The following is a 25,173-nucleotide window of genomic DNA, read 5'->3' on the forward strand; positions in this document are numbered from 1 at the left end:
CTAACAAAGAAAAAGATTATTTACCCTCTAATCTTTTTCTTTATTTTTTGTTAGAAATAACAAATACTTTTTCTACAAGATTTGCATCCTAATCTCTTTTCAATCTCCTCCAAATTTTGAAGGAAAAAATGCTTCTTTTTAATGGATATAAAGCCCTCTTTTTTTAATTTTGCAACTACTCTTGAAACTGTTTCTTCTGTTGAATTTAAAGATTTTGCAATATTTTTATTTAGAATCTTATGATTTATAAAACTATTCTCATTATTATTTCCATAAGTTCTATATGCTCTAATCAATAATGATAACACTGCATTTTCTATAGAAAATAGCTTTATATCTCTTATTTGAAAAAATAACTTTTGATAAAAAATAGAAGTATATTCTAAAATTTTCTCATGTAAATCTATATCTTTCATATATAAAATTTTTAAAAAGTTTTTATCCACAATGTAACATGTTGTATCTTCACAAACCTCAATATAAAAATTTTCTAGATACTTATCTCCATCTAAAAAATCACTTATTCGATCTAAAATAATTATATTCCCTTTTGAATAACACCCTAATAGAAACTCTTTTTCTTCACAAAGATTATGATAATATCTAATCAATCCTTTATCTATAATCAAAATTTTTTCAGTAGAAAAACTAATATCTGTTAAAATCTCTCCTTTTTTATACTCTTTTCTTTGTGGGTTAAATTTTAAAATATCTTTTATTAAATTTTTTCTATACTCTAAGAATGTCATATTTTTCCTTTCAAATAACTTTTCTAATTAAATTATACAAAATTTTAACACATTTCTTTTTCAATTTGTATTATCTTTATAGTACTTTTTTAAAAAAAATGTAAATTATTGATTTTAATCAAGTTTTTTAGAATTTTTTTATGATAAAATTATATATATAACAAAATATTAAATATAGAAACAAAGGAGACAATTAAACATGAAGATTGCAATAATTGGAGTTGGAGCTATGGGTTCAAGATTTGGATATATGTTACAGCATTCTGGAAATGATGTATTTTTAGTTGATACTTGGAAAGAACATGTTGATACAATAAATAAAAATGGTCTTTTAGTTGAAGAAAACAGTAAATTAAATTCAATTAAAATACCCGCTTTTCTTCCTGAAGAGGTAGTAGAAATTCCAGAGCTAATAATTTTATTTACTAAATCAATGGGACTAAAACCAATGCTAAAAAGTATTAATAAAATAATTGGAAAAAATACACAAGTTTTATGCCTATTAAATGGATTAGGTCATAGTGAGACAATATCTGAATTTGTGGATATAAAAAATATATTTATGGGCGTTACTCTATGGACATCAGAACTAATTGGTCCTGGTCATGTTAAGCTGACAGGTAGTGGAAACTTGGAAATTCAAAATTTAGATCCAACTATGGGAGTTACTGCAAAAAAAATATGTCAAACTTTAAATGATGCAAACCTCAATGCAATCTATAGTAAAAATGTTGTTCTTTCAATTTGGAAAAAAGCTTGTATCAACGGCGCATTAAATAGTACTTGTACCATTCTAGATTGTAATATTGAAGAGTTTGGACAGTTAAAAAACTCTAAGAAAATCATTACAAAAATAATTCAAGAGTTTTCACAAATAGCTAGTAAATACAATATCTCTTTAAATATTGATGAAATTGTAAAAAATGTTGAACAAACCTATGATCCAAATGAAGCTGGTGAACACTTTCCATCTATGCATCAGGATTTAATACAAAATCATCGACTTACAGAGATTGACTATATCAATGGTTATATTTCAAAAAAAGGAAAAGAATTTGATATCCCAACCCCATATAACAATCTTTTAACAATACTTGTACATTCTAAAGAGGAATTATTAATAAAATAGAAAAGAACCTCATTTTTGAGGTTCTTTTTTTAAGATAAATAAATTACAATTGACTCATAAGCTCTCAATTTTATTTTTTTACCATTTAACAATATATCATTATAATTTTTTACTAAAATATCTTTTCCTATAAATTCATCTGGAATTTCAACTTCTACTTCATTTTCATAAAAATTATTTATAACTAAAAGTTTTTCAGCTTCAAATTTACGCATATATCCAAATACTTGTGAATTCTCCTCATACATAGGAATAAAATCTCCATGAGAAATAACTTTATACTCTCTTCTTAACTCTATTAATTTTTTATAGTGATAAAAAACTGATTCTTCATCTTTTAAATTACTCTCGACATTTATTGTAGAATAATTTTTAGCTACACCTATCCATGGAGTTCCTACAGTAAAACCTGCATTTTCATTATTATTCCACTGAACTGGAGTTCTGCTATTATCTCTGGATTTTTGCCCTAGAATTTCTATAGCTTCATCGATAGTTTTTCCTTTTTCAAGAAGTAGTTTATAATTATTTAGAGCTTCTACATCTTTATATTCATTTATATTTTTAAAGTGAGGATTAGTCATGGCAATCTCTTCACCTTGGTAAACATATGGAGTTCCTCTTAACATATGGATTGCTGTTCCCAGCATTTTTCCAGACTCTTTTAAATATTTTTCATTTCCAAATCTAGAAACAATTCTTGGTTGATCATGATTACACCAAAATACTGCACTCCACCCATCTCCATTTTCTATTCCCACTTGCCACTTAAAAAATATCTCTTTTAAAGATTTAAAATCCATATCTCCTAAAGCCCATTTCTCCCCATTTGGATAATCTACTTTTAAATGATGAAAATTAAATACCATAGATAACTCTTTATTTTCTGGTTTTGTATACTCTACACAATGGGAAATCGTTGTTGATGACATCTCTCCTACAGTTAAACTTCCTGGATATTTTCCAAAAGTATTAGCTGTTAATTCTTTTAAATATTCATGAACTTTAGGTCCGTCTGTATAAAATTTTCTTCCATCTGATGTAGCAGTCTCATAGTTATCATCTGGAAAATTTTGATTTTTTGAAATTAAATTTATCACATCTAATCTAAATCCATCCACACCTTTTTCTAGCCAAAAGTTTATCATTTTATAAATATCCTCTCTTAACTCTGGGTTCTCCCAATTAAGATCAGCTTGAGTAACATCAAATAAATGTAAATAATATTTTCCTAATGATTCCACATATTTCCAAGCATTTCCACCAAATTTTGAAGCCCAGTTATTAGGAGCTTTATCAGCTGTTCCTTCTTTCCAAATATAATAATTATGATATTTATTTCCAGGCCCTTTTAAAGCTTCTTTAAACCAAAAGTGCTCTGTAGAAGTATGATTAATAACCATATCCATTATTAACTTCATTCCTTTTTTATGCATCTCATCTAATAATAGATGAAAATCTTCCATAGTTCCAAATATTGGATCAATATTATAGTAATCAGCTATGTCATATCCGTTATCCATCATTGGTGAGACATACATAGGAGTTGTCCAAACTACATCCACGCCTAAATTTTTTAAATAATCTAGTTTACTTATAATTCCTCTAATATCTCCTATTCCATCCCCATTACTATCACAAAAACTTTTCGGATATATCTGATAAACTGTAGCACTTTTCCACCAATCTTTTTCTAACATAATTTTCCTCACTTTATTTTAAATTTATAATTTTATTTTTTTGCAAATCTTCCTTTACTCAATAAATAAGTAGCTATAATTGGTATAACAAAAGCTATTGACATGGCTATAATATAGTTTATCCAAAATTTAGGCTGAATAGCTAAAAATGCTGGAAGTCCACCTATTCCTATTGAGTTTGCTAAAACTCCTGTTAAAGTTGAATAAATAGCTGCAAGTGCAGAACCAATTAATGCTCCATAAAAAGGATACATAAATCTTAAGTTTACCCCAAACATAGCTGGCTCAGTAACTCCTAACCATGCTGATATTGCTGATGATAAAGATAAAGATTTTAATTTTTCATCCTTTCTATTTAAAAACATAATTGTCACAGCTGCTGATCCTTGAGCTATATTACTTAAAGCTATCATTGGCCAAATCATTGTTCCACCTTGAGCAATTAACTGTAAATCTACAGCCAAGAATGTATGATGAACTCCTGTTATAACTAATGGAGCGTAAAGCATTCCAAAAAGTATTGAACCAAACACTCTAAAAGGACCAGTTAATAAAATATTAAATATTGCTGCAATATAATTTCCTAGCTCACGAGACACTGGGCCAATAACCAAATATGAAACAACAACAGTTGTAAACAAAACTAGAAATGGCAGTAGTATCATTTTTAAAATTTCAGAAAGATACTTTCTTAAGAAAAGTTCCATTTTTGCCATAAAGACTCCCGCTAACATAGCTGGAATAACTTGAGCTTGGTACCCAACTTTTTCAATAGTTATAAATCCAAAATCCCAGAAAGGGATTGTTCCTGTAGCTTGAGCTGTAGCATATCCATAAGCATTCATAAGTTGTGGAGAAACTAATGTTATTCCTAAAACAATTCCCAAAATCTCTGTTCCTCCATATTTTTTTACTGTGGACCATGTTACTCCTACTGGTAAGAAATGGAATATAGCTTCACCTAAAATCCATAAAAAACTATGAAGTTCTGCTAATTTAGGGTTTAAACTTGTTAAAGTTTGACTTCCATCTCCAAATATTGCTAAATCCCCAATTATATTTCTGAATCCTAATATTAATCCACCTGCAATAATAACTGGAAGAAGTGGTGTAAATATTTCTGCAAATCCACCTACAATTTTTTGTAATCTTCCCATTTTTTCATTAGCAGCAACTTTTGTTTCCTCTTTAGTTGCCTCTGAAATTCCTGCAGCTATCACAAAATCTTTATATAAATCTTTGACTTGATTTCCAATTATTATTTGAAATTGTCCTGAGGTTGAAAAACACCCCTTTACCAAAGAATTATTTTCAAGCTCTACTTTTTTTACTAAACTTTCATCTTTTAAAACTAACCTAAGTCTAGTCACACAGTGAGTTGCACTAATTAGATTATTTTTTCCACCGATTAAATCTAATATCTCTTTAGCTTCCTTTTCATATTTACCCATTTTTACCCTCCAATGTTTTTAAAAAAACTTTTTAATCTCTTATTGAACATATCATATAAACTTTTTGTTATTTTGTCAACAACTTGTTTAAACAAGTTTGTATCTTTGTATAATTATTTTTTTCTGATATAATATATTTAACAAAATTAGTTAATATATATTTAGGAGACAAAATGGCTAAAAGCAGATATTTAGAAATCTACAACTTTATTAAGGAAAATATAAATAATGGAACTTATCTACCAGAAGAAAAAATTCCATCTGAAAATCAATTGAAGGATATTTTTTCAGTTAGTAGAAATACAGTTCGAAAAGCTATCGATCTTTTGGCAAGTGATGGACTTTTGAGTTCAGTTCATGGGAAGGGAGTTTTTGTTATGAAAAAAATTCCTGTTAATTTTTTATTAGGTGGAACTGAGAGCTTTAAAGAAGCTTCTTTAAAAAATAGTTTAAAGTATAAAACATCCATTCCAATTTTTGAAACTCTAATTGTTAATGAGGAACTAAATAAAAAAACTCATTTTCCCATTGGTGAAACTATTTATCATATTATTAGAATACGAGAAATTAGTGACGAAAAAGTTATTTTAGATGATAACTATTTCTTAAAAGAGATTGTTGAAGGATTAACTGCTTCAATTGCTATGGATTCTATATATGAATTTTTAGAAAATAAAAAAGGGATTAAAATAAATGGAGCTCAAAAAATAATCTCTGTTGAACCTCCTAATGAAGAGGATAAAAAATATTTAGATTTAAGAGGAAATAATCTTGTAGCTATTGTTAAAAACTTTGCTTACTTAGATAATGGAACTCTTTTTGAATATACTGAGTCTCACCATAGAAGTGATAAATTTGTTTTTAGTAGTTATGCTAAAAGATAATAAATTAGAATTTTCTAATATACTAATTTACAAAGAATTTAATTCATGGTAACATATACCAAATTATTATAAAATTTGGAGGATAATATTCAATGAAAACAATAGCTTTTGTGTGTAGAGGTAACTCTTTTAAAAGTATAATCTGTGAAAGATTTGCAAAAGAACTAACAAATGATTTTATAATTGTTAGTGCTGGAACAAATCCTGCAGAAAAAGTAAATGATGACGGTGCAAAAATTATGAAAGCAAAAAGTCTTTCTATGTCTAACTATAAACCACACTCTTTAGACGAGCTTCCACAAAATATAGATTACTTAGTAAAAATGGGATGTGCTGTAGAATGTCCATTTGTTCCTGCTAAAGAAACAATTGATTTCGATATGGATAAATACCCAGCTAACACTTTTGAAGAAAAAGAACTCATAGTAAATCTTCTTGAAAAAAAAGTTAAAGAATTTATAAAATCAATTACTAAGTAATTTTTTTATTTAAATATAAAAATTTTATTTAATAATTGTAAAGTTATATATAAATATGGTATATTATGTGTGGGGATTATTAAATTTTATATAGAAAGAGACAACTTTAATTTAAAATTAAAGCTGTCTCTTTTATTTTTTATTTTTTTATAAATTCCTCTCCTGGTCTAAGAGCACTCATATCTTTAACTCTATCTACATCAAATTTATAAAATTTTATTTTAAGTTCCACTGGCCCTTTTAAAATAACGTGATGGTATCTTTCTGGATAAATAATAAGAGGATGTTTTGCATCTACTGTATAAACTTTTCCTTTTTCATCTTCCCATACAAACTCAAGCTCACCTTTTTTTACAATAAGATAACCTAGCTTATCCTTTGGAGCCATATGTTTTTTCAAAATATCTGGGAAAATATTTTGTTCGTTCATCCACGGTGTTTCTCCAACTTTTTCCAATCCCTCTGGAAAAATTAAATTATCATAAAGTTTTACATCTGCCAACTTCCCATCCTCAATTATTTCCTGTATCTCCTCTTCAATAACTTCACTAGCATCCCCTTCAATATCTGGATTTAATCTTTTTAAATCTATTTTTTCTTTTTCACAGTTACATTTCATAAAATCACATCCTTTTAATTAAAAAACTAAAATTTTAAGACAACTAAATGTACAAAAAAAAATATTTTTTTCCTTGTAATATGTTATAATAAAATATTTCATTCTAAATTTTTTTGAACAGTTTAGATATTTTTTTATTGACATATAAATGATTTATATTATATAATATACGGAATAAATTATATAAAAGCCCTTCGTATAACCCTATTAATTTGGTATAGGGGTATCTACCGTGGAACCTTAATTCCTGCTTACGAAGAAAATACGTCACATATTGTGTCATATTTTCTTTGTAAGTGGGATTTTTTTATTTATAAAATTTAAATTTTAGAGGAGGATATATGAACTTTGAAAAATTACCTAAAATAGAGTTACACTGTCACTTAGATGGAAGTGTAAGACCTGAAACAATAATTGAGTTAGCAAAAATAGAGGGTGTTGACCTACCTACTTCCAACATTGAAAAAATAAAAAATATTTTAATTGCTCCTATGGAATGTACATCTTTAAATGAATATTTAGAAAGATTCCAAGTTCCTGTAGCTATTATGCAATCAAAGGAAAGTTTAAAAAGAGTTGCATATGAGTTAATGGAGGATTCAGCAAAAGAAAATATAAAATATATTGAAATTAGATTTGCTCCACTACTACATACAAATAAAGGATTAACTTCTGAAGATATTATTCAAAGTGTTTTAGAAGGAATAAAAGAAGGCGAAAAAAATTATGATATAAAAGGGAATTTAATCCTATCTTTTCTAAGACATATGCCAGCAGAAACAATTTACGAAGTTATTGAAATTGGAAAAAAATACTTAGGACAAGGAGTTGTTGCAATAGATTTGTGTGCTAGTGAAGAAAAAGGATTTTGTGAAAAATTCATTAAACCGTTTTTATTAGGAAAAAATTATGGATACAGAGTTACAATTCATGCTGGAGAAACGGGAATAGGTGAAAATGTTTTTGATGCAATTCAAACTCTTGGAGCAGAAAGAATTGGGCATGGAATTCATATTAAAAATTGTAAAGAAGCTTATGAACTAGTAAAAGAAAAAAATATTTTTCTAGAGATGTGTCCAACTAGCAACGTTCAAACTAAAGCTGTGAACTCTTTTGATGCTCATCCTATTTTAGATTTTCATAGAGATGGTATCAAAGTGACAATAAATACAGATAATAGAACTGTGTCTAATACAACTTTAACTAATGAGTATCATGTTATAAAAGAAAATTTTGAAATTGATTTAGATACTTATAAAAATATTTATTTTAATAGTGTTGACGCGGCTTTCACAGATTGTCAAACTAAAGAAAAATTAAAAAATTTACTAAAAGAGTTAGATTAATCAAGGGTATTAACCTATTAAATCTCTGTTCATTTTTAAAATATAACTAGTTAAAAACATAAAGAAAATAAACATAATAAAATATTTTAAAATAAAATGTTTACTTTTTGAAAATTATATGTTATACTAATTTTGTAGTAAGGAAATAACACAAGTAGATAAAGATTTTTAAGGAACTATTTTAACGAGTACTTCTTTATAATAATATTGATTGGGTAAATAGTTACTAACAATTAAAAATAACGGAGGTACTTAAATGAAAGGTACAGTAAAATGGTTTAACGAAGAAAAAGGATTTGGATTTATCACTGGTGAGGATGGGAAAGATGTATTCGCACACTTCTCTCAAATCAAAAAAGACGGATTCAAGTCTTTAAAAGAAAACGAAGAAGTAGAATTCGATGTTGTTAAAGGTGACAGAGGATTACAAGCTGAGAACATTGTTTCTGCAAAGTAATTGAATTTTACAATCCCTTATAGAAATTTCTATAAGGGATTTTTTTTTCTCACCTAACATCCAATTAAAAAACTATTCAATCCCCTCATCATAAATAGATTCGAGTAAAAAAATCTCCCTATTAAAAAATAAACTATACAAACAATTAATGCAATAACAGTTAATTTTGAAATTAAATTATAAGATTTACCTCTTTTATTGTCATCACTTCTTCCACAACACTCTCTTCTATCAACAATTAAAAATATAAGTAAAACTATTAAAACTAAAAACATAAAATCACATCCTTATTTAAATTATATAGTTTATAATAATATAAATTTGTTACATAAGTATGTCACTACAAAATATTTTTTCTAATTTTTTTAATAAAAAACTTGAAAACATATTTTTTTTATGATAAAGTATACAAAAATATTTTATAGGAGTGGTTACTATGTTTAAAATAACAATGAAAACTACAATGATGAATATGATGCCTTTGGGAGTTGGTACCAAAAATTAATTTTTTAATTTTGGGACGAACTCATTTTGATTTACTTAAATGAGATCTCCCGAAGAAATATGTTGAAAACACGTTGCTTGGGAGAATCTCTCAAGCTTTTTTTATTTATATACAATAAATTTAAACGTGGAGGAATATTAATATGAAAAAAATTATTTTGTCTGGAATTTTATTAGGAAGTTTAGCATTGGTAGGTTGTGGAAAAGAAAAGGAAAAAAATATTATAATAGGAACACCATCTAGAATAAAAAAATTAGATCCTATGGTATCTAATGATATTCCTTCACTGCTTGTAACTAATCAAATTTTTGAAACATTTTTATACTACGAAAATAAAGAGTTAAAGTCTAATGTACTTGATAAATACATCTTTGTAAACGACACTTTGGAACTTACTCCAAAAAAAGATTTAAAATTTTCTAATGGAGATTCTGTTACTATTGAAGATTTTAAAAATAGTTTTGAGAGAACTTTAACTCATCCTGGATGCAAATTTCTAACTGGAAATATTGAAACTATAAAGATAAATGGAGATAAAGTTGTAATTACTTTTAAAGTTGCTACACCTTCAATTTTAAATAATATGACATATCCAATGATTGTTCTTTTAAAAGAAACTGATAAAGGATTAGTTGGAACTGGTTCTTTCAAATTAGATAAAGAGGATATTGATACCATTGAATTATCACCAAATAATTATTCTAAAAATCCTGGGAAAAATAAAATCATATTTAGAGCTATTCCTGAAGATAATGCTAGAACAATGGCTTTAGAAGCCGAAGAAATCCAAATCAACACCAATGTTCCTCCTGTTGATAAAAAACTAGTAAAAAGCAAAGGAATAGAGGTTATTGAAACGCCCTCTGTAACTACAGAAATGGTTTGGTTTAATAATGAAAAATTAACTTTAGAAGAAAGAGTAAAAATATCTAAAGCAATAAATAAAAGAGATTTAATAGCTACTTCTTTAGAAGGAAGTGGAACTATTGCAACATCTATGATTCCTGAAACTTCGTATGGTTTTTCTCCAAACACAAAGGAAATAGAAGTAGAAGATGTTAAAATAGATCGTACCTTAAAAATTATTTTAAATGATGTTGGAACTAGAAAAACAAATGCTCAAATAATCCAGGCTAATTTAAAAGAAGTTGGAATTGAATCTGAAATTATAATTTTAGATTGGGCTAAATATTTAGATTCTTCAGCTAAAGGGGAGCACGATCTTCTTCTTGGAGGATGGGTTAACGGAACTTTTGATGCTGAAGGAGTTTTATATCCTTTGTTCCACTCTCAAAACGCTCCTGAAGCAGGAAGAAGAACAATGTATAGTAATAAAGAGTTCGATTCTCTTTTAGAGTCTTCTAGAACTTATGATTTAAAGCAAAGAGAGGAGTATCTAAAAAAAGCTGCTGAGAAATTATACGAAGATTATGCTATTTTACCTCTATATTACCCTAATTACTCTGTAGGAGTTGCAAATAATGTTGTGGGATTTAAAGGAGACGAAAGAGGACTTTATAATTTCTCTCAATTAAATTTTAGAAATTAGATTTTATTTAAAAAAAATGAATAAGAGATGACATAAGTCTTCTCTTATTCATTTCTATCTTCTTTTAAAATACTGTAAATCAAATGAAGCATCTCTTCACCTTTATAAACTTTTACAAATTCACCTTCAATTTTCATTCCAACTCTTTCAGCCACTCTACAAGAGTTAATATTTTCAGGTCTAATTTCAGCAATTACTTTATTAACATGTAAAAAATCAAAAGCATATTTTATACAAGCACTTACACCTTCTGTAGCATAACCAAATCCCCAATATCTCTTATCCAATATATAAGCTACTCCTATATGTTTTTCCCCATTGATACCCTCTATTAAAGGTCCAATTAGTCCAATAAATTTTTTTGTTTCCTTTTCAAAAACAGAAAAATAACTATATCCCTCATTTTTATAACGAACTCTATTTTTTTCAATCCATTCCATAGTTTCTTTTTTAGAAAATCCATGTCCCCATGCATACATAATCTCTTTATCTTTTAAAATGTTATATATTGAATCAAAATCATCTTCAGCAATCTCTCTAAACTTTAATCTTTCACTAATAATTTTGTATTCCTTATCCATCTTTCATCTCCAATTATAGCTTTTTTATTTTTTGCACACATCAATCCATGAAATAAAAGGTGTATATTTTTCTATCTCTTCTATTGTTAGTTCAATTGCACTATTACTGCTTCCACAAGCTGGAAATACTGTTTTAAATCTCTTTAAGGAATCATCTAAATATATATCTATATTTTCATTAATTCCAAATGGACAAACTCCGCCAACATCATGGCCTATAGTCTCTAACACCTCATCAAATTTTAACATTTTAGCTTTGGATTTAAATTGCTCCTTATATTTTGAGTTATCAATTTTTGTATCTCCAGCAGTTACAATTAAAATTGGATTTTCATTAACAACAAAAGAAAGTGTTTTTGCTATTCTACACGGTTCACACTGTAAAGCTTCAGCTGCTAACTCCACTGTGGCACTTGATACCTCAAACTCTTGAATTCTATTTTCAATTCCAAACTCTTTAAAATACTCTCTAACTTTTTCAATTGCCATTGATCTCCTCCTCACTATTTTTTAGAAATAACTTTATCATAGCAATAAAATGGTTTTTCCTTTCCTAAAAATTCCATTTCCCCAGCTAATTGAAATCCAAATTTTTTAAAAAGAGAGTTCATCTTATCGTTTATTGAATATGTATCCGTTTTGAGGTATGAAACTCCATTTTCCAATGCTAGCTCCTCTGAAAACTTTAATAATGAAAGTCCTACCCCTTGATTTCTAAAGTTTGGATTCACTGCCATTCTATGAACAATCATAGCCTTTTCTAAAGATTGCCAATCAATATGGTCATACTCAGCAGGTTCTATGCAATTTATACAAACAAAGCCTCTTATTTCATCATTTAACTCATCCACATATAAATCACCAGCATCTATGTCTTTTGAAAAGTTTATCGCTTGTGGGTAGCTTTCATCCCACTGAGTATTATTATAAGTTTTCATCTCTTTAATTGTTACTGATATAATCTCCATTATTTTTTGAATATCTATCTCTGTTGCTTTTCTTATCACAATTTTTTCTCCCCTTTAATTATAAGATATTAGAGATTTTAACCCTTTTTCCAATATTTTCATAGTATAAAATTTATAAATAAAAAAATATCCACTACACCTTAATCTTGTAGTGGATATTTTACACTTATAAAATTACATTATTTTTTATAATTAAAATCTGGAATCTGCTCCCATCTTCTTTTTAATGTGTGAGCTGCTAATTTGGGTTTTCTTTCTCTTGTAAATATCCCTTTTTTATTTCCTCCAACTTTCATTCATAATTTATCTTTTAAAATTTTTACCTGGATTGAAAATTCATCTACAATAGCTGAAGTTAAAAAAATTGATGAGGATATCATAAAAGAATATTCTAAGCTTTGTCTTTTTCATAATGAAAAATATAATACCTATAGTTTAAATATAAAAAATGCCCTACTTTTTATTGATATAAATAAAGATAACCCTATTAGTTTAAGTGAAGTTGCTGATTTTGTTTCACTTAATCCTGATTATCTTTCAAGATTGTTTAAAAAAGAAGTCGGTATAAATTTTAAAGACTATATTCAAAAAATAAAAGTAGATTTGGCTATAAACTACCTTGAAAATACAAATTTAAAAATATCTGAAATAGCTTTTAAGTTAGATTATTGTAATATTGAAAACTTTTCTAAAATTTTTAAAAAATATCAAAATGTTACTCCAGCTAAATTTAAAAAAAACTTGGAAATTTCTAATATAAATAAAAAATAGAGAGGTTTTAATTCCTCTCTATTTTTTTATTTTATAAGTTCTAAATACTTATCTATAACATCTTTTGGTTCTGCCCGTTTTGTATAATCAACATCTATATAGGCATACACAATAACTCCTGATGAATCTACTATATAAGTTGCAGGAATTGGAAGGATTCTACTTTTCTTCCCTTGAGATTTTTCTAAATTGATTCCAAATCCATCATAGATATTTTCAATTGTTTCAGTTATATCAAATGTCAGATTTAATTTTTTAGCAAACTTATTATCAATATCTGAAAGAACTTCAAAATTGAGATTTTCAACATTAATAGAACTCTCTGGTCTTTCTGGAGAGATTGCTATCATTTTAATTTTATTTTTATCCTTTAATAACTCATTGTATGTAGATAATTCTAAATTACAATATGGACACCAAGTTCCTCTATAAAAACTTATAATTGCTGGTTGTTTTCCTAAAACATCCATTATAGATACTTTGTCTCCTAAATTATTTAACAAAATAGTATCTTCTATTTTATCTCCAATATTAAATGCTTCTTTTTCTAATTCACTATTTTTTAAACTTTGAGTAGCTTCTAACATTTTAGATAATATTTCTGGACTTATCCTATTTTTAGCTGACTCTCTTCTTTCTGATAATTTTTTTTCAAGAATATTCACCATTAATCACCTCTTTAAATTTTTAAATGTACTCTCTTATGTTTTAAGAATAATATAAGATAGGTATAAAAACAATTAGTTACTATTTTGTTACCAGTTACGTAGAAGTAACTAGTTTACAAATTATGTAGCTTTATGATATTCTAAAAGGTAATTATGTTTAAAAGGGGTATTTATTATGAAAAAAATATTAATCTTTAGTTTTTTAATTTCAACTCTAGCCTTTAGTAGTGAATCTATTGGAGTTGGTAAAGATGATAAGTATGGATATGAAATAAAATTAAAATTAGAAAAAGATTCAAATGGAAAGATTAAAAATATTGAAATTCTAGAAGACAATACTAAAAAAAGTATTTCTAGAAAAGCACTTCCTAAATTAATAGCTGAAGCCAAAATTAAAAATTCAGCAGATATAGATTCAATTGCTGGAGCCACATACACATCTGATGTTTTTAAAAAGGCTTTAAAAGCTGCTCTTGAAAATACCAAGTAAGCAAAAATAATTTCAAATCAAAAGGTGAATAAATGAGAGAAATAACTTGTCCTTTAGAAGCTATTTTCTTTATTCTAAGAGGAAAATGGACCCCTATTATTTTATGGAGAATGCGTTTAGGAAACCAACGTCTAACTGATTTAAAAAAAGATATTATTGGTTGTAATGAAAAAATGTTAATCCAACACTTAAATGATATGATTGAACATGGACTTTTAGAAAAAATTGAATATAATGTTTATCCAAAACATACCGAATATAGATTGACCGAGTTTGGAAAAGAGCTAATCCCTACTTTTGCAAAATTTCAAGAGTTAGGAATTAAATACTTACAAAAAAGTGCGTTATTAACAGATGATAAATAGTATGTTATTCTTAAGTTGAATTAAAACTTAGGAGGAACCTATTATGAAAAAAAATATTTTAGTAACATTAAGTGCTTTATCTATTTCAGCTTTTGGATTTACTTTAGAAAGTAATAGTATAGAAAATGGATATATAAAAGAAAAATATGGTAAACATGGAACTCAAAATCTAAATGGTATGCCTAGTTTATCTTTTCCTTTAGAATGGAAAAATGCTCCTAAAAATACTAAAAGTTATGCTTTAGTTATGGAAGATTTTGATGCTATTCCTGTTACAGGATTTTCTTGGATACATTGGATTGCAATTATTCCTAAAACAACTACTAAACTTCAAGAAAATGCTAGCTTAGAAAATAAAGAGATTATTCAAGGTGTTAATAGCTGGATCTCTTCTATGGGAAGATTAAATAAAAGTGATGCCTCACATTTTGGAGGTCCTGCACCACCAGATACAGATCATACTTATAACATTACTATCTATGCTCTAGACAAAGAGATTAATTTACAATCTGGATTTTATTTAAACGAACTTTATACTAACATGGATGGCCATATTCTTGATAAAGTTACATTAAAAGCTAAATATAAAAAATAAAGAAAGATGAAGTATGCAGTAAATATATGTATACTTCATTTTTTTAATTTTATATATAAAAAAAAGATGTATTTCTACATCTTTTAAAGTTCGTATTGGTACCCCGTAGGGGAATCGAACCCCTGTTTATAGAGTGAAAATCTATTGTCCTTACCACTGAACGAACGGGGCAGGTGATGGTGCGTCATACTGGGCTCGAACCAGTGACAACACGATTAAAAGTCGTGTGCTCTACCATCTGAGCTAATGACGCATATCTTGTTAAATTTTTATTTATTTTTTGGTGGCGGGAGCTGGACTCGAACCAACGACCTTCGGGTTATGAGCCCGACGAGCTGCCAACTGCTCTATCCCGCGATATATTAAATGGTGCCTGGGGCCGGAATCGAACCGGCACGCTATCAGATAGCTCAGGATTTTAAGTCCTGTGCGTCTACCTATTCCGCCACCCAGGCGTCCTAGTTAGAAACTTACATTTCTCTCACGAACAAAATTATTATACCGCATTTTATAAAAAAAGTCAACTATATTTTTTATTTAATTTAAATATTTTATTTATTTTTCTGTTTCTTGATATATAATGTATATAACAATTTAATTATTTTTAAGGAGAATAACATGACTGGAAAAAATAGAAAAGATATTAAAGCAGGATTAAGAGTTATGATAGTAAAAAAAGAAGATCAACGAACTGGAAAGCTTACTGAAGGAGTTGTTAAAGATATTCTTACAAACTCTAGTACACACCCCCACGGAATAAAAGTTAGACTTCAAGATGGAACTGTTGGTAGAGTCCAAGAAATCAAAAGTATTTAAACATAAAAAAACTTAGATTAAGTAATAACTTATACTTAATCTAAGTTTTTCTAATTATATTTTAATTATTTTTCTTAATTTCAAAAATTAACATATGTGAATTTTCTAAAGATTTGATTTCTATTTCTTCATCTCCCATTATAGCTTCATACCTTTTTCCAAGTAATCCATCTATTTCTGTTTCTCCTTCAAAAAATGCTATATAATAACCAAATCCTTTTTTAGGAGAAAATTTTATTTTTTTATCTTTCTCTAAATATAATGCAAATATATTTATATTTTGATTTATTTTTATAGGAGCTTCTTTTTCACCAGAAGCTATCAATAAAAATTTATTTACTCTATCTTCCCATTTAAAATCGACCTGTCCATAATTTGGTTCATAATCCATTTTATTAGGAATTATCCATATTTGAGCAATCTCAACTGACTCATCCTCTTCATTGAATTCTGAATGAGATACTCCACTTCCTGCACTCATATATTGAACAGAACCTTTAGCAACTTTTTTACTCTCATTATTAATACTATCTTTATGAGTTATAACTCCTTTTAATATATAAGTTAATATTTCCATATTTTTATGAGGATGAGTTTCAAATCCTGTGTGTGGAGCTATAATATCATCATTTATAACTCTTAAAGGCCCAATTCCCAAATTATTAGAATCATAGTATTCTGCAAAGGAAAAATGATGAACAGAGTACAACCAATCGTATCTACTTTCACCCATATGACTTTTAAATTTTTTTATTAACATTTTACAAAAAGTGTTCAATTAATATTGAAGCACAATTCTTTCACCTCCATTAAAAATATACATCATTTAAATATTAAAATACTTCTTAAATATTTTTGTATATTATTTTTTAGAGCAATAAATTTACAGCTTTAATCTTTTAATAATTTTTCTATTTTTAATAATAATTTTTCTATCTCTTCTTTTCTTTTATCATCAACATATTGAATTTTTTCTTTTATATTATTAAAAATCTCAAAATTTATATTTACTCCAATCTCTTTTCTAATCTCTTCACTTCTAATTGGATTTTCTGCTTTTAAAAACATTTTAAACTCAATCACACTATTTGATGTGTTTAAATATGTTAAATTTTCTTCTAAATTTTTATAAATTTTTTCTATCTCTCTGAAAGTTAAAGATCCTACAATTTCTTTTGCCGTGTCAGTACTAGTATTCTCAAATAATTCAAATCTTCTTCTATGTCTCAAAGCTGTCATTCTATTAAAACCAACTAATTCTAACCACTGACAATATGTCATATCCTCTTGTATTTTTTCTGAAACTTCTTTAAAAATCTTTCCAAGTTGAATTGAAGCATTAGCTTGTAAATTTAAAATCTCTTTTGTTTTTACTTCTAAAAACTCATTTTCCTCTTTAGTTTCACAAAATTCTATTTTAGCTACATTTTTTATTATTTCTAGTGCTTCACTTTTCTTCTCTTTTTCAATGACTTCTTTGCTAGCTCCTTCAGTAGCTCTTCTCAATCTATCTATTGCTCCCATTGAACACCCCTCATTGTATAATTTAAGCAAACTTAATTTTTAATATAACACTGTAACACAAATTTTATTCTTGTAACACATGTGTTACATCCCTTTTATAACCTCTATTAAACTATCTTGAACTTCTTGTAATCCTTTTGAATTTGTTTCCCAAACGCTTTTTCCTTTCTCTAAAAGAGTCTCAATTTGCGATAACTCTTTTATCGGCTCAGGAAGAAGTATTGTTGTTTGTCCTAAAACATTTTTTAAATCATTTAAATATTTATTCTGATTTGTTGTATTTCTGTATTTATTAACTATTATTGAAAATACCTTATCAATACCAGCTTCTTCTACTACATTTATAACTCCTTCAACTGTAACTCTATCACAGAAACAAGGAATAATAACTTTATCTGAACACTCTACAAATATTGTATCTAATTTCATAGTTGGAATACTATCAATTAAAACAAAGTCATACTCTATTTTCATTTTTTCTATAAATTTAGGAAGATTATTTAAAAATGTTGTAGAAAATTTAGAATCCTCAAGTGGAATAAAATCAACATTTTCTCTTATTCTTACAATATCTCCATCTTCACCTTTTACAAAAGCTTTTAAACCACTATCAAAAATAGGTTTATGCTCTTGTGGAGCTGTATAGTCTAACACATTATTTTGAGAATCTGATGTTAAAATTAATACTTTTTTTCCAATTAATGATAGTCCAACTGATAATTGAACTGTTAAAAAAGTTTTTCCTACTCCACCTTTATTAACTTTTATTGTGTATACTTTTCCTTTTCTATCCACTTTTCCCTCCACATTTGGCTTTATACTCACAGCGTCATCTAATAGTGTAATTACAACATCTTTTTTCTCTTCCGTTAAGCCTAAACTATTTATAATAGGCAACGGAATTACTAATTTTGGTGATTTATATTTTCCTACTTTATCAAATTTAACTTTATAATTTTTTATTAATAAAAGAATTTTTCCATTTTCCGTTTTTTGCTCTTGCTCTACTAAAGTTTTTCCATACTTTAAAATAATTTCATCATTTTTATATTCAAAAATAATGTTATTGTTTTCCTCTGTTATAGATAAAAAATTTAAAATATCTTTAGATAAATTTAATCTACACCCATTTAATCTTCCATCTTTTTTATATGAAAACGATAATTTTTTTATCATTCTTAACTCCTTAACTTAACAATAATTTTAAATTTTTAAGAGCTTTTTCAATTTCATCTGAATTTTTTCCTTCTAAAGATATCTTTGCTCCATTTAAATTTAATGTTACTGTTATCAAATTTTCACGATAGTTTATTTTCATTATTATCCTCCTAAATTTTAGAAAAATTTAATGAATTTTCTATTGCGAGTAGAAAGGACTTTACATTAAAATTTTCTATATTTTACCTTAATAAAATAATACTTCTTTTATTGTGTTATGTCAAGCCTAAAAAATATTTTTTTCTCACTTTTATTGATTTTAAATATTTTTAATGTTATAATTTGTCCGCGAGTAGAAGGGATTTATCTTAAGATAATCTCTTTTTTTTATAAAAAAAGCACTTTTTTCAACTAATGAAAAAGTGCTTTTTACTTATCTTAAAATTACTTATTAAATTATTTTCCTAATAAAATTTCCTCAACTTTATTTTGAACATCATCTATAGTTTGAATATTCCCTGCTAATACTTCCTTTGTTAATCTCATTTTCAATCTTAGTAACTCCTCTTTAGAGAAATCTCCTTCTAGCATTATTAACACATTATTTATATAATCTTTTGCTAATGATAAAAATTCTTTAGTTAAAGGCTCTGAATAGCTTTTATTTTTTTCTTCTATTTCTATTACCTCTAATTCTGGTGAAGAGTTACAATTAAAATAATCTATTTCATTTAAATAGTTTAAAATTATTCTTTTTTTTCCGGCATTAAAAGCCATTTTCTGTATTTTAGTGTTCATTCCACATATTTTTATATAATTTTTAAATGCATTTTTTTCTATCTCATCTTTTTCTTCTTGAGTTAATAACTCAAAAGAAGCTTCTAATTGAAGAAATTTTTCATCAATTACTTCATCTTTTCTTATTTCAATTTTCTCTTGAGATAAATTTTCTTTTTTAGTTTTTTCTATAATAATATCTCCTGCCCAATCATTTTCTAAAGCTTTTAAGAAAAATGCTCTTGGACTAGTTAATTTTTTTTGCTTATTTAAATAAGCTATTGTTCCTCTTACTTTTTCTTCTCCATATTTTTCAATACTATCTGCTATAGTTTTTGGCATAGATTTCAATTTTTTAGCTATATTTGGTAACTTATTAAATAATTCTTCTATCAACTCTTTAGTTATAACTGTTTTTTCCAATTGTTCTTTTTCATTTTCAGTTAATGTATCGTGCTCTGTTGCAGATATTGTTAATTGAGTAGAAATATTTTTAAAATCATTAAAATCATCAAAAAATCTCTCTTGTTTTTCTTCAGCTGAATCTTCATAAAAATGTATCTCTATCTCTGATTTTTCCCAAGTACTATCTTTTACAAAATTAAACTCTTTAATCAAATTTTTTATTTTTAATTCGTTTAAATTATTTTCTAAAATTTTTATAGTGTTATGTGGGTTTTTAGGATTAAACTTTAACGGAATTCTTTTTATTAAAAAAAGTGTATCTATTCTTAAGTAAAGCTCATGATATCTAAGCTTTTCTATTAACATATAAATTGTACGAGCCGTACTGGTATCTATATCTAATAAAATATCAGAATTATAAACCATATAACCTTTTGTCATTATATTATTGTAAAAATGGTCTGATACAGATATTTCATAAACTTCTTTTATTCTGTTATCACTGATCTGATCTTTAAGAGTTTTATTTTTTCTATCATCAAGTCTAATTCTTTTTAGTGATAGAATTGTTGTTTCAATATCTTGAGTTAAGATTGATTTATTCACAGAAGAATACATTGTATTTTTAAAGTTATAGTTAGAAGTTGCCAACCTTGATAAACTTTCTTTAATCCTTTTTACATAATCTTTGGTTGTTAACTTTAGTTCTTTTTTTAACTCTGCTGCCGTTACAATAAATCTTCTTGGCATACCTTTATTTTTCATAACTTTCATCAAGGCTATAAAAACTTTTTCTTCTAATTCTCCAGGTATATAATCTCCTGCTTTTGGTGTAACATTTATATATGTATCACGATTTTTATTAAAATAATATTTTACAATTTGATTTACTTTTCTTCTTGTATTTTTAGAAAAAAGTGGATATTGTATAACATTCATATCAACACGAACTAAGGATTTATTTTTAATAAAATCTTCGTCTACATAGATATTTTCTTCTACTATCTCTGTTTCTGGTGTATCTATAACTTCCTCTTCATACCACTTGCTCATTAATTTATCTCCTTAAAAATAATCTAAATTTTTTACACTTAATAATGGGGGTTATCTAGAAAATTATCCAATTTTTTACATATTTTAACATAATTTCTTATAAAAATATATAAATTATTCTTAAAAACAGTCATTTTTTCTTATAAAATACACCTCAGTAATGCGTGGTCATATAATAAATTAATAAATATCCCCCAGCAATACGTTAAATTTTTATTAAACCCTCAGTAATACGTGTAAAAGCCCTCGGTAATACGTGTAATCACCCTCAGTAATACGTGTAATCACCCCCAATAATACGTGTAACAAGTCCCCAATAATGCGTGGTAATAAAAACATTACTTTTCATAATAAAATCAATGCTTAAACAAGCTTTTTTTATACTTTTTTTTGTACATAACAATATAAACAATATATAACAATATAAACAACTATAAACAATGTAATTTTTCTAATTTTCTAATATTAAATAAAAAATAAGCACTTATTAATGAGGGTAACTTAAAAAATATATAAAATTATATTAATTAACAAAAAATAAAAAATCCAAGAAAACTAAGCCTTTTAAAAGCAAAAATTCTTGGTTTAAACCTATTTTTTAAACAAATTTTTCTATATAATAAAAAACCTTCCTTTTGGGGAAAAGGAAGGTTTTTATAACACGGGGGAGTGTTAAAATAAAAAGATTTAAATAAATTTGGGGGGTATTAAATTTACTTAATCATCGGTTTCGATTAATAATACCATATTCGCACTGTTATGTCAATAGTGTTTTTATTTAGAAAATATTTTTTCGATTTTTTCTAAATTAGAGCGTATTAAAATTAAGTGATTTAAAATAGAAAAAACTAAACTTTCAAAGTTAAATCTAATAATTTGAATATAAAGTCAAAAAAAACTTGAAATTTTATGTTTTTTGACTTATGATTCAACTATAGAATTTTTATTTTTTATAAAATAATTAGAAATAATAAAATAAAAAAAGGTGGGATCTATGAACTTAATATTAACTAAATTAAAAAATATGGATGAACAAAATATATTTGAAATAAAAAAAAGAGAAAAGATGTCAAAATCTTCGATATATATTTTAAAAATAGATTCAAATAAATTTTTAACTTCCAATACATTAATTGAATTTTTAAAGAAAAAAGATTTGAGAAATGAAGTTTTAGAGTTTACATTAGAAGAAATATCTAGATTGATAGAAAGAAAATTATCAACTAAATATGAATTTATGGGGATGTATAATCCTAATTTTCCTAAAGAAATAAAATAAAAAATTATTAGTATATATAAGCTAAATTAAGGATAGGTAACAAATGATTGAATTTAAGAACAAAGATGATATAAAATATATAAAAGTTATATTAGATGATTATCAAGAAAATTTTTTATTAGAAAGTAAATTAACTATAAAGGGCATAGAAATTAAAGTTAAACAAAGTTTAATTAATGAAAAAATTTTTAAATCTATAAAAGAAATTAAAGTAATTTCTTTAAAAAATATAAAAAATTATGAAGCTATAAAAGATAGTATTAAAGTAAATAGTTATACTGCTATTGGAATCCACGTAAGATGGGCGTTAACTAAAGATATCAAACCAATTACAAAAATTGATAAAATATTTGAAATTTTAAATAATGTAAATGCTTTTTATAATGATTATGAATTATACTTTAAACCTTTTGGAGTAGTTCAATTTATTAATACTAAATTAGATATAAATATAAGTTTTAAAAATAGCGAAGAATTATGTGAATATATAAAAAAACATTTTAGTATCTCTTAAATTAATAAGAAATAATGTATAATAAATAACAAGAAAATTAAAGGAGTTAATTTATTATGAGAAAAAGAATTTTTTATTTAATAAATATTTTTTTTATTTTATCGTTACAAATATTAGCATTAAATTTTACAAATAGTGAAAAGATTGAGCAAATATTTCAACAAAATGAAGTAAAAGGAACATTTGTAGTTTATAATCCTCAAAATAATAGTTTTATAGGATATAATGAAAATAGAGCAGAGGAGCGATTTTATCCAGCATCTACTTTTAAGATATATAATTCTTTGATTGGACTAGAGACAGGAGCTGTAAAAAATGTGGATAAAGTTTTTTATAAATATAATGGTGAAAAAGTATTTTTAGAGAGTTGGGCACAAGATTCTAACTTAAGATATGCTATAAAAGTTTCACAAGTTCCAGCATATCAACTTTTAGCTAAAAAAATTGGAATGAAAAAAATGCAAAATGAAATTAATAAACTAAATTTTGGAAATAAAGAGCTAGGAGAAAAAGTTGATCAATTTTGGTTAAGAGGACCTCTAAAAGTTAGTGCAGTAGAACAGTGTAAGTTATTGGCTAAATTAGCTAATAATGAGCTTCCATATTCTAAAAATAATCAAAAACAAATTCAAGACATAACTATTTTAGAAAATACAAAAGATTGGACTTTACATGGAAAAACTGGCTGGGCAACATCAAACATAGAAATACCTGTAGGTTGGTTTGTTGGTTGGGTAGAGAAAAATGGACAAATTTATAGTTTTGCTATTAACTTAGAAATGAAAGATGGAAAAGATTTATTCAAACGTGAAAAAATTGCAAAAGAATCTTTAAAGTCTTTAGGTATATTATAAAAAAATCTTCCCGTCTAAAATTTAGAGCGGGAAGAAAATTTATAAAGTTTTCCTAGTTTTCTATAAAAAAAATCTTTTCTAGTTAAAGCTCCCTTGATAAAATATTTTTTAACTGGAAGATAGCATTTTAATTCTTCTAAATATTCATACGAATTCCAAGTTCCAACTTTAATATTCTTTTCATAATAACCATTTTCAAATGAATTAAAATACTTCCCATTTTTTATAATAATTTCATCTGTAATTTTGCCTTGAAAAACCTCTTCTAAAGTTACTATTCCCAAATGATGAATATGAAAAAGAAAATAGTATTTTCCATTGCTAAATAAAACATCATCACTATTAAGATATTTTATAAAATTTAAATTATCAAGTGAATAAATTTGAAAATATTTTTGAAGATTAAATCTTTCATAATCTTGAGGAAAAACTTCGTATTTGTTAAAATTTTTTTTATCAGGCTGCTCCTCTTTTTCAATAGCATTAAGAGTATTCCAATCATAATTATTAAAATTTATGATCTTATAATACGGAGTTAGTTTATCTAATTCTTTTTTTGCTAAATTAACATTGAAGTTTTTAATATTTGCAATTTTACTATTTAGTTTATGAGAGGTTATAGTATTAAATGTTTTAAAGAATTCTGTAACTTCATCCTCTTCGTACTCATCTTCTTCCATATTTAAATTGGTAAGAGAATATCCTTCTAAATAATTTTTATCATCTTTAGAATAAATAATAAAAATCTCATTAACACTATCTTTATTAGTATCATATAAAAATACATCTTTAACTTTTGTTTTTATATTTTGTGTATCTAAAACAATAGGTTTATTATTTTTATTTATTTCAAAAGTAATATTATATTTATTTTTGGTTTTTTCAAATTTAAGAAGTCCGTTGACAGTTGTAATTTCATTTTTAAATAATTCTAATTTCAAATTTGGGTATATCGTATTTCCATGTAATTTAAATGGAGTTAATAAAATTAAAAATAGTAAAATTAGATATTTTTTTTGAAAATTTTTGATTAAATTAAATTTTGATTTATAAGTTTTCATAAAACCCTCCAACAAAATATCCATTGAAATTTATCTTTGAATTTATGAGAATTATAGCACAAAAATAAGAGGAAAAATCAATAATAAAAAAATAAATTTTCACGTAACACATGTGTTACATAAAAATTAAAAAAACTAGTTTAATTAAATTTGACTTTGAGAAAAGTGAGAGCTATACTTATAATATAGCAGATAAAGGGAGGTATTTTATGAAGAAAGTATCTAGTTTCATTTTATGCTTAATTATAGTTGGTTATTATTCATCTCAAAATAAAAAAAATCAAAAGTTAAAAAATACTAGAAATCAGTTGGCATATGAATACAGTGTAAAAACTGATAATTTAAATAATAAATTGATATATGAGTATAATCTAAAAGATAATAACTCAAATAATAAGTTATTATATCAATACAAATAATAAAAAA

The 25,173-nt window shown here is 25.9% G+C and carries 30 protein-coding genes, 4 tRNA genes and 1 riboswitch; of the genes, 15 read left to right on the plus strand and 19 right to left on the minus strand.

The genetic code is table 11. The features are described 5' to 3' along the window. Positions 1-50 precede the first annotated feature (50 nt). The gene (locus tag H5J23_RS00780; protein ID WP_023052439.1) at positions 51-749 is read right to left on the minus strand and encodes a Crp/Fnr family transcriptional regulator; all 699 of its coding nucleotides are present in this window, start codon (positions 747-749) and stop codon (positions 51-53) included. A 199-nt stretch (positions 750-948) separates the two neighbouring features. Between H5J23_RS00780 and H5J23_RS00785 the strand changes: the two genes are divergently transcribed. Next, positions 949-1,878 carry a 2-dehydropantoate 2-reductase gene (locus tag H5J23_RS00785; protein ID WP_185890423.1) on the plus strand — a complete coding sequence of 310 codons (930 nt, stop codon included), beginning with the start codon at positions 949-951 and terminating at the stop codon, positions 1,876-1,878. Between the two features lie 29 nt (positions 1,879-1,907). Here H5J23_RS00785 and treC read toward each other — a convergent pair whose 3' ends face one another. Together treC and treP are read right to left on the minus strand one after the other, a co-directional pair. After that, positions 1,908-3,578 carry an alpha,alpha-phosphotrehalase gene (gene treC / locus H5J23_RS00790; RefSeq protein ID WP_185890425.1) on the minus strand — a complete coding sequence of 557 codons (1,671 nt, stop codon included), beginning with the start codon at positions 3,576-3,578 and terminating at the stop codon, positions 1,908-1,910. 32 nt (positions 3,579-3,610) lie between these two features. Then, on the minus strand, positions 3,611-5,029 hold the full coding sequence (gene treP, locus H5J23_RS00795) for a PTS system trehalose-specific EIIBC component (RefSeq protein WP_023052436.1): 1,419 nt from the start codon (positions 5,027-5,029) through the stop codon (positions 3,611-3,613). A 173-nt stretch (positions 5,030-5,202) separates the two neighbouring features. Between treP and treR the strand changes: the two genes are divergently transcribed. Continuing rightward, positions 5,203-5,913: a trehalose operon repressor gene (gene treR / locus H5J23_RS00800; RefSeq protein ID WP_023052435.1), complete on the plus strand. Its 711-nt coding sequence runs from the start codon at positions 5,203-5,205 to the stop codon at positions 5,911-5,913. A gap of 92 nt (positions 5,914-6,005) precedes the next feature. After that, positions 6,006-6,392 carry a hypothetical protein gene (locus H5J23_RS00805; RefSeq protein WP_023052434.1) on the plus strand — a complete coding sequence of 129 codons (387 nt, stop codon included), beginning with the start codon at positions 6,006-6,008 and terminating at the stop codon, positions 6,390-6,392. Positions 6,393-6,531: 139 nt separating this feature from the next. Here the strand turns inward: H5J23_RS00805 and H5J23_RS00810 are convergent, their stop codons facing one another. Next, complete coding sequence (locus H5J23_RS00810; RefSeq protein WP_185890426.1) at positions 6,532-7,011, minus strand: DUF1971 domain-containing protein; 480 nt, start codon at positions 7,009-7,011, stop codon at positions 6,532-6,534. A gap of 174 nt (positions 7,012-7,185) precedes the next feature. Next, a riboswitch (purine riboswitch) is annotated at positions 7,186-7,285 on the plus strand. A 67-nt stretch (positions 7,286-7,352) separates the two neighbouring features. Between H5J23_RS00810 and add the strand changes: the two genes are divergently transcribed. Together add and H5J23_RS00820 are read left to right on the plus strand one after the other, a co-directional pair. Further along, positions 7,353-8,357: an adenosine deaminase gene (gene add / locus H5J23_RS00815; RefSeq protein ID WP_185890427.1), complete on the plus strand. Its 1,005-nt coding sequence runs from the start codon at positions 7,353-7,355 to the stop codon at positions 8,355-8,357. A 256-nt stretch (positions 8,358-8,613) separates the two neighbouring features. After that, on the plus strand, positions 8,614-8,814 hold the full coding sequence (locus H5J23_RS00820) for a cold-shock protein (protein WP_023052431.1): 201 nt from the start codon (positions 8,614-8,616) through the stop codon (positions 8,812-8,814). Between the two features lie 53 nt (positions 8,815-8,867). On the opposite strand, the gene H5J23_RS00825 is transcribed toward H5J23_RS00820, so the two are convergent. Further along, positions 8,868-9,089 carry a hypothetical protein gene (locus H5J23_RS00825; protein WP_023052430.1) on the minus strand — a complete coding sequence of 74 codons (222 nt, stop codon included), beginning with the start codon at positions 9,087-9,089 and terminating at the stop codon, positions 8,868-8,870. A 372-nt stretch (positions 9,090-9,461) separates the two neighbouring features. Here H5J23_RS00825 and H5J23_RS00830 point away from each other — a divergent pair, with 372 nt between their 5' ends. Beyond that, complete coding sequence (locus tag H5J23_RS00830) at positions 9,462-10,868, plus strand: ABC transporter substrate-binding protein (RefSeq protein WP_185890428.1); 1,407 nt, start codon at positions 9,462-9,464, stop codon at positions 10,866-10,868. A 44-nt stretch (positions 10,869-10,912) separates the two neighbouring features. Here the strand turns inward: H5J23_RS00830 and H5J23_RS00835 are convergent, their stop codons facing one another. From H5J23_RS00835 to H5J23_RS00845, 3 genes are read right to left on the minus strand one after another with little or no spacing between them, the layout of a single operon-like run. Beyond that, positions 10,913-11,449 carry a GNAT family N-acetyltransferase gene (locus H5J23_RS00835; RefSeq protein WP_185890429.1) on the minus strand — a complete coding sequence of 179 codons (537 nt, stop codon included), beginning with the start codon at positions 11,447-11,449 and terminating at the stop codon, positions 10,913-10,915. Between the two features lie 24 nt (positions 11,450-11,473). Next, positions 11,474-11,938 (minus strand): YbaK/EbsC family protein, encoded by a 465-nt coding sequence (locus H5J23_RS00840; protein ID WP_023052426.1) that lies wholly within the window; start codon positions 11,936-11,938, stop codon positions 11,474-11,476. A gap of 14 nt (positions 11,939-11,952) precedes the next feature. Next, positions 11,953-12,456, minus strand: a complete 504-nt coding sequence (locus H5J23_RS00845; RefSeq protein WP_023052425.1) for a GNAT family N-acetyltransferase — start codon at positions 12,454-12,456, stop codon at positions 11,953-11,955. Positions 12,457-12,660: 204 nt separating this feature from the next. On the opposite strand from H5J23_RS00845, the gene H5J23_RS00850 reads away from it, so the two are divergent. Next, positions 12,661-13,188 carry an AraC family transcriptional regulator gene (locus H5J23_RS00850; protein ID WP_185890430.1) on the plus strand — a complete coding sequence of 176 codons (528 nt, stop codon included), beginning with the start codon at positions 12,661-12,663 and terminating at the stop codon, positions 13,186-13,188. Positions 13,189-13,214: 26 nt separating this feature from the next. Here H5J23_RS00850 and H5J23_RS00855 read toward each other — a convergent pair whose 3' ends face one another. Then, on the minus strand, positions 13,215-13,856 hold the full coding sequence (locus H5J23_RS00855; protein WP_255494321.1) for a peroxiredoxin-like family protein: 642 nt from the start codon (positions 13,854-13,856) through the stop codon (positions 13,215-13,217). Between the two features lie 175 nt (positions 13,857-14,031). Here H5J23_RS00855 and H5J23_RS00860 point away from each other — a divergent pair, with 175 nt between their 5' ends. From H5J23_RS00860 to H5J23_RS00870, 3 genes are read left to right on the plus strand one after another with little or no spacing between them, the layout of a single operon-like run. Beyond that, a complete protein-coding gene (locus H5J23_RS00860; protein ID WP_185890431.1) occupies positions 14,032-14,346 on the plus strand; it encodes an FMN-binding protein in 315 nt (104 codons plus the stop codon). A gap of 32 nt (positions 14,347-14,378) precedes the next feature. Next, the gene (locus H5J23_RS00865) at positions 14,379-14,711 is read left to right on the plus strand and encodes a helix-turn-helix domain-containing protein (protein WP_185890432.1); all 333 of its coding nucleotides are present in this window, start codon (positions 14,379-14,381) and stop codon (positions 14,709-14,711) included. Between the two features lie 43 nt (positions 14,712-14,754). Then, positions 14,755-15,306 carry a YbhB/YbcL family Raf kinase inhibitor-like protein gene (locus H5J23_RS00870; protein WP_185890433.1) on the plus strand — a complete coding sequence of 184 codons (552 nt, stop codon included), beginning with the start codon at positions 14,755-14,757 and terminating at the stop codon, positions 15,304-15,306. Between the two features lie 96 nt (positions 15,307-15,402). Here the strand turns inward: H5J23_RS00870 and H5J23_RS00875 are convergent. From H5J23_RS00875 to H5J23_RS00890, 4 genes are all read right to left on the minus strand, one after another. Continuing rightward, a tRNA-Glu gene (locus tag H5J23_RS00875) sits at positions 15,403-15,477 on the minus strand. Positions 15,478-15,483: 6 nt separating this feature from the next. Further along, positions 15,484-15,559 (minus strand) — tRNA-Lys (locus H5J23_RS00880). Between the two features lie 28 nt (positions 15,560-15,587). After that, positions 15,588-15,663 (minus strand) — tRNA-Met (locus H5J23_RS00885). A gap of 10 nt (positions 15,664-15,673) precedes the next feature. Continuing rightward, positions 15,674-15,761, minus strand: a tRNA-Leu gene (locus H5J23_RS00890). A gap of 163 nt (positions 15,762-15,924) precedes the next feature. On the opposite strand from H5J23_RS00890, the gene H5J23_RS00895 reads away from it, so the two are divergent. After that, positions 15,925-16,122 (plus strand): YwbE family protein, encoded by a 198-nt coding sequence (locus H5J23_RS00895; RefSeq protein WP_023052419.1) that lies wholly within the window; start codon positions 15,925-15,927, stop codon positions 16,120-16,122. Between the two features lie 61 nt (positions 16,123-16,183). On the opposite strand, the gene H5J23_RS00900 is transcribed toward H5J23_RS00895, so the two are convergent. From H5J23_RS00900 to H5J23_RS00915, 5 genes are all read right to left on the minus strand, one after another. Then, positions 16,184-16,882, minus strand: a complete 699-nt coding sequence (locus H5J23_RS00900; RefSeq protein ID WP_023052418.1) for a pirin-like bicupin family protein — start codon at positions 16,880-16,882, stop codon at positions 16,184-16,186. 131 nt (positions 16,883-17,013) lie between these two features. Further along, the gene (locus tag H5J23_RS00905) at positions 17,014-17,646 is read right to left on the minus strand and encodes a hypothetical protein (RefSeq protein ID WP_185890435.1); all 633 of its coding nucleotides are present in this window, start codon (positions 17,644-17,646) and stop codon (positions 17,014-17,016) included. An 84-nt stretch (positions 17,647-17,730) separates the two neighbouring features. After that, the gene (locus H5J23_RS00910; RefSeq protein ID WP_185890437.1) at positions 17,731-18,822 is read right to left on the minus strand and encodes a ParA family protein; all 1,092 of its coding nucleotides are present in this window, start codon (positions 18,820-18,822) and stop codon (positions 17,731-17,733) included. A gap of 10 nt (positions 18,823-18,832) precedes the next feature. Further along, complete coding sequence (locus H5J23_RS14120) at positions 18,833-18,964, minus strand: hypothetical protein (RefSeq protein ID WP_023051805.1); 132 nt, start codon at positions 18,962-18,964, stop codon at positions 18,833-18,835. A 296-nt stretch (positions 18,965-19,260) separates the two neighbouring features. Beyond that, the gene (locus tag H5J23_RS00915; protein ID WP_185890439.1) at positions 19,261-21,039 is read right to left on the minus strand and encodes a hypothetical protein; all 1,779 of its coding nucleotides are present in this window, start codon (positions 21,037-21,039) and stop codon (positions 19,261-19,263) included. 994 nt (positions 21,040-22,033) lie between these two features. Here H5J23_RS00915 and H5J23_RS00920 point away from each other — a divergent pair. From H5J23_RS00920 to blaOXA, 3 genes are read left to right on the plus strand one after another with little or no spacing between them, the layout of a single operon-like run. Then, a complete protein-coding gene (locus tag H5J23_RS00920) occupies positions 22,034-22,318 on the plus strand; it encodes a hypothetical protein (RefSeq protein ID WP_185890441.1) in 285 nt (94 codons plus the stop codon). Positions 22,319-22,361: 43 nt separating this feature from the next. After that, positions 22,362-22,832 (plus strand): hypothetical protein, encoded by a 471-nt coding sequence (locus H5J23_RS00925; RefSeq protein ID WP_185890443.1) that lies wholly within the window; start codon positions 22,362-22,364, stop codon positions 22,830-22,832. Between the two features lie 56 nt (positions 22,833-22,888). Continuing rightward, positions 22,889-23,686, plus strand: coding sequence for a class D beta-lactamase (blaOXA, locus tag H5J23_RS00930; protein ID WP_185890445.1), 798 nt, complete (start codon positions 22,889-22,891; stop codon positions 23,684-23,686). A 14-nt stretch (positions 23,687-23,700) separates the two neighbouring features. On the opposite strand, the gene H5J23_RS00935 is transcribed toward blaOXA, so the two are convergent. Then, entirely contained in the window at positions 23,701-24,747 is a 1,047-nt protein-coding gene (locus H5J23_RS00935) for a hypothetical protein (RefSeq protein ID WP_185890447.1), read from the minus strand. Positions 24,748-24,956: 209 nt separating this feature from the next. On the opposite strand from H5J23_RS00935, the gene H5J23_RS00940 reads away from it, so the two are divergent. Beyond that, positions 24,957-25,166, plus strand: a complete 210-nt coding sequence (locus H5J23_RS00940; protein WP_040406525.1) for a hypothetical protein — start codon at positions 24,957-24,959, stop codon at positions 25,164-25,166. The last annotated feature ends 7 nt before the right edge of the window (positions 25,167-25,173 follow it).

The organism is Cetobacterium sp. 2G large (assembly GCF_014250655.1).
In the GTDB taxonomy this organism is placed as follows: Bacteria; Fusobacteriota; Fusobacteriia; order Fusobacteriales; family Fusobacteriaceae; genus Cetobacterium_A; species Cetobacterium_A somerae.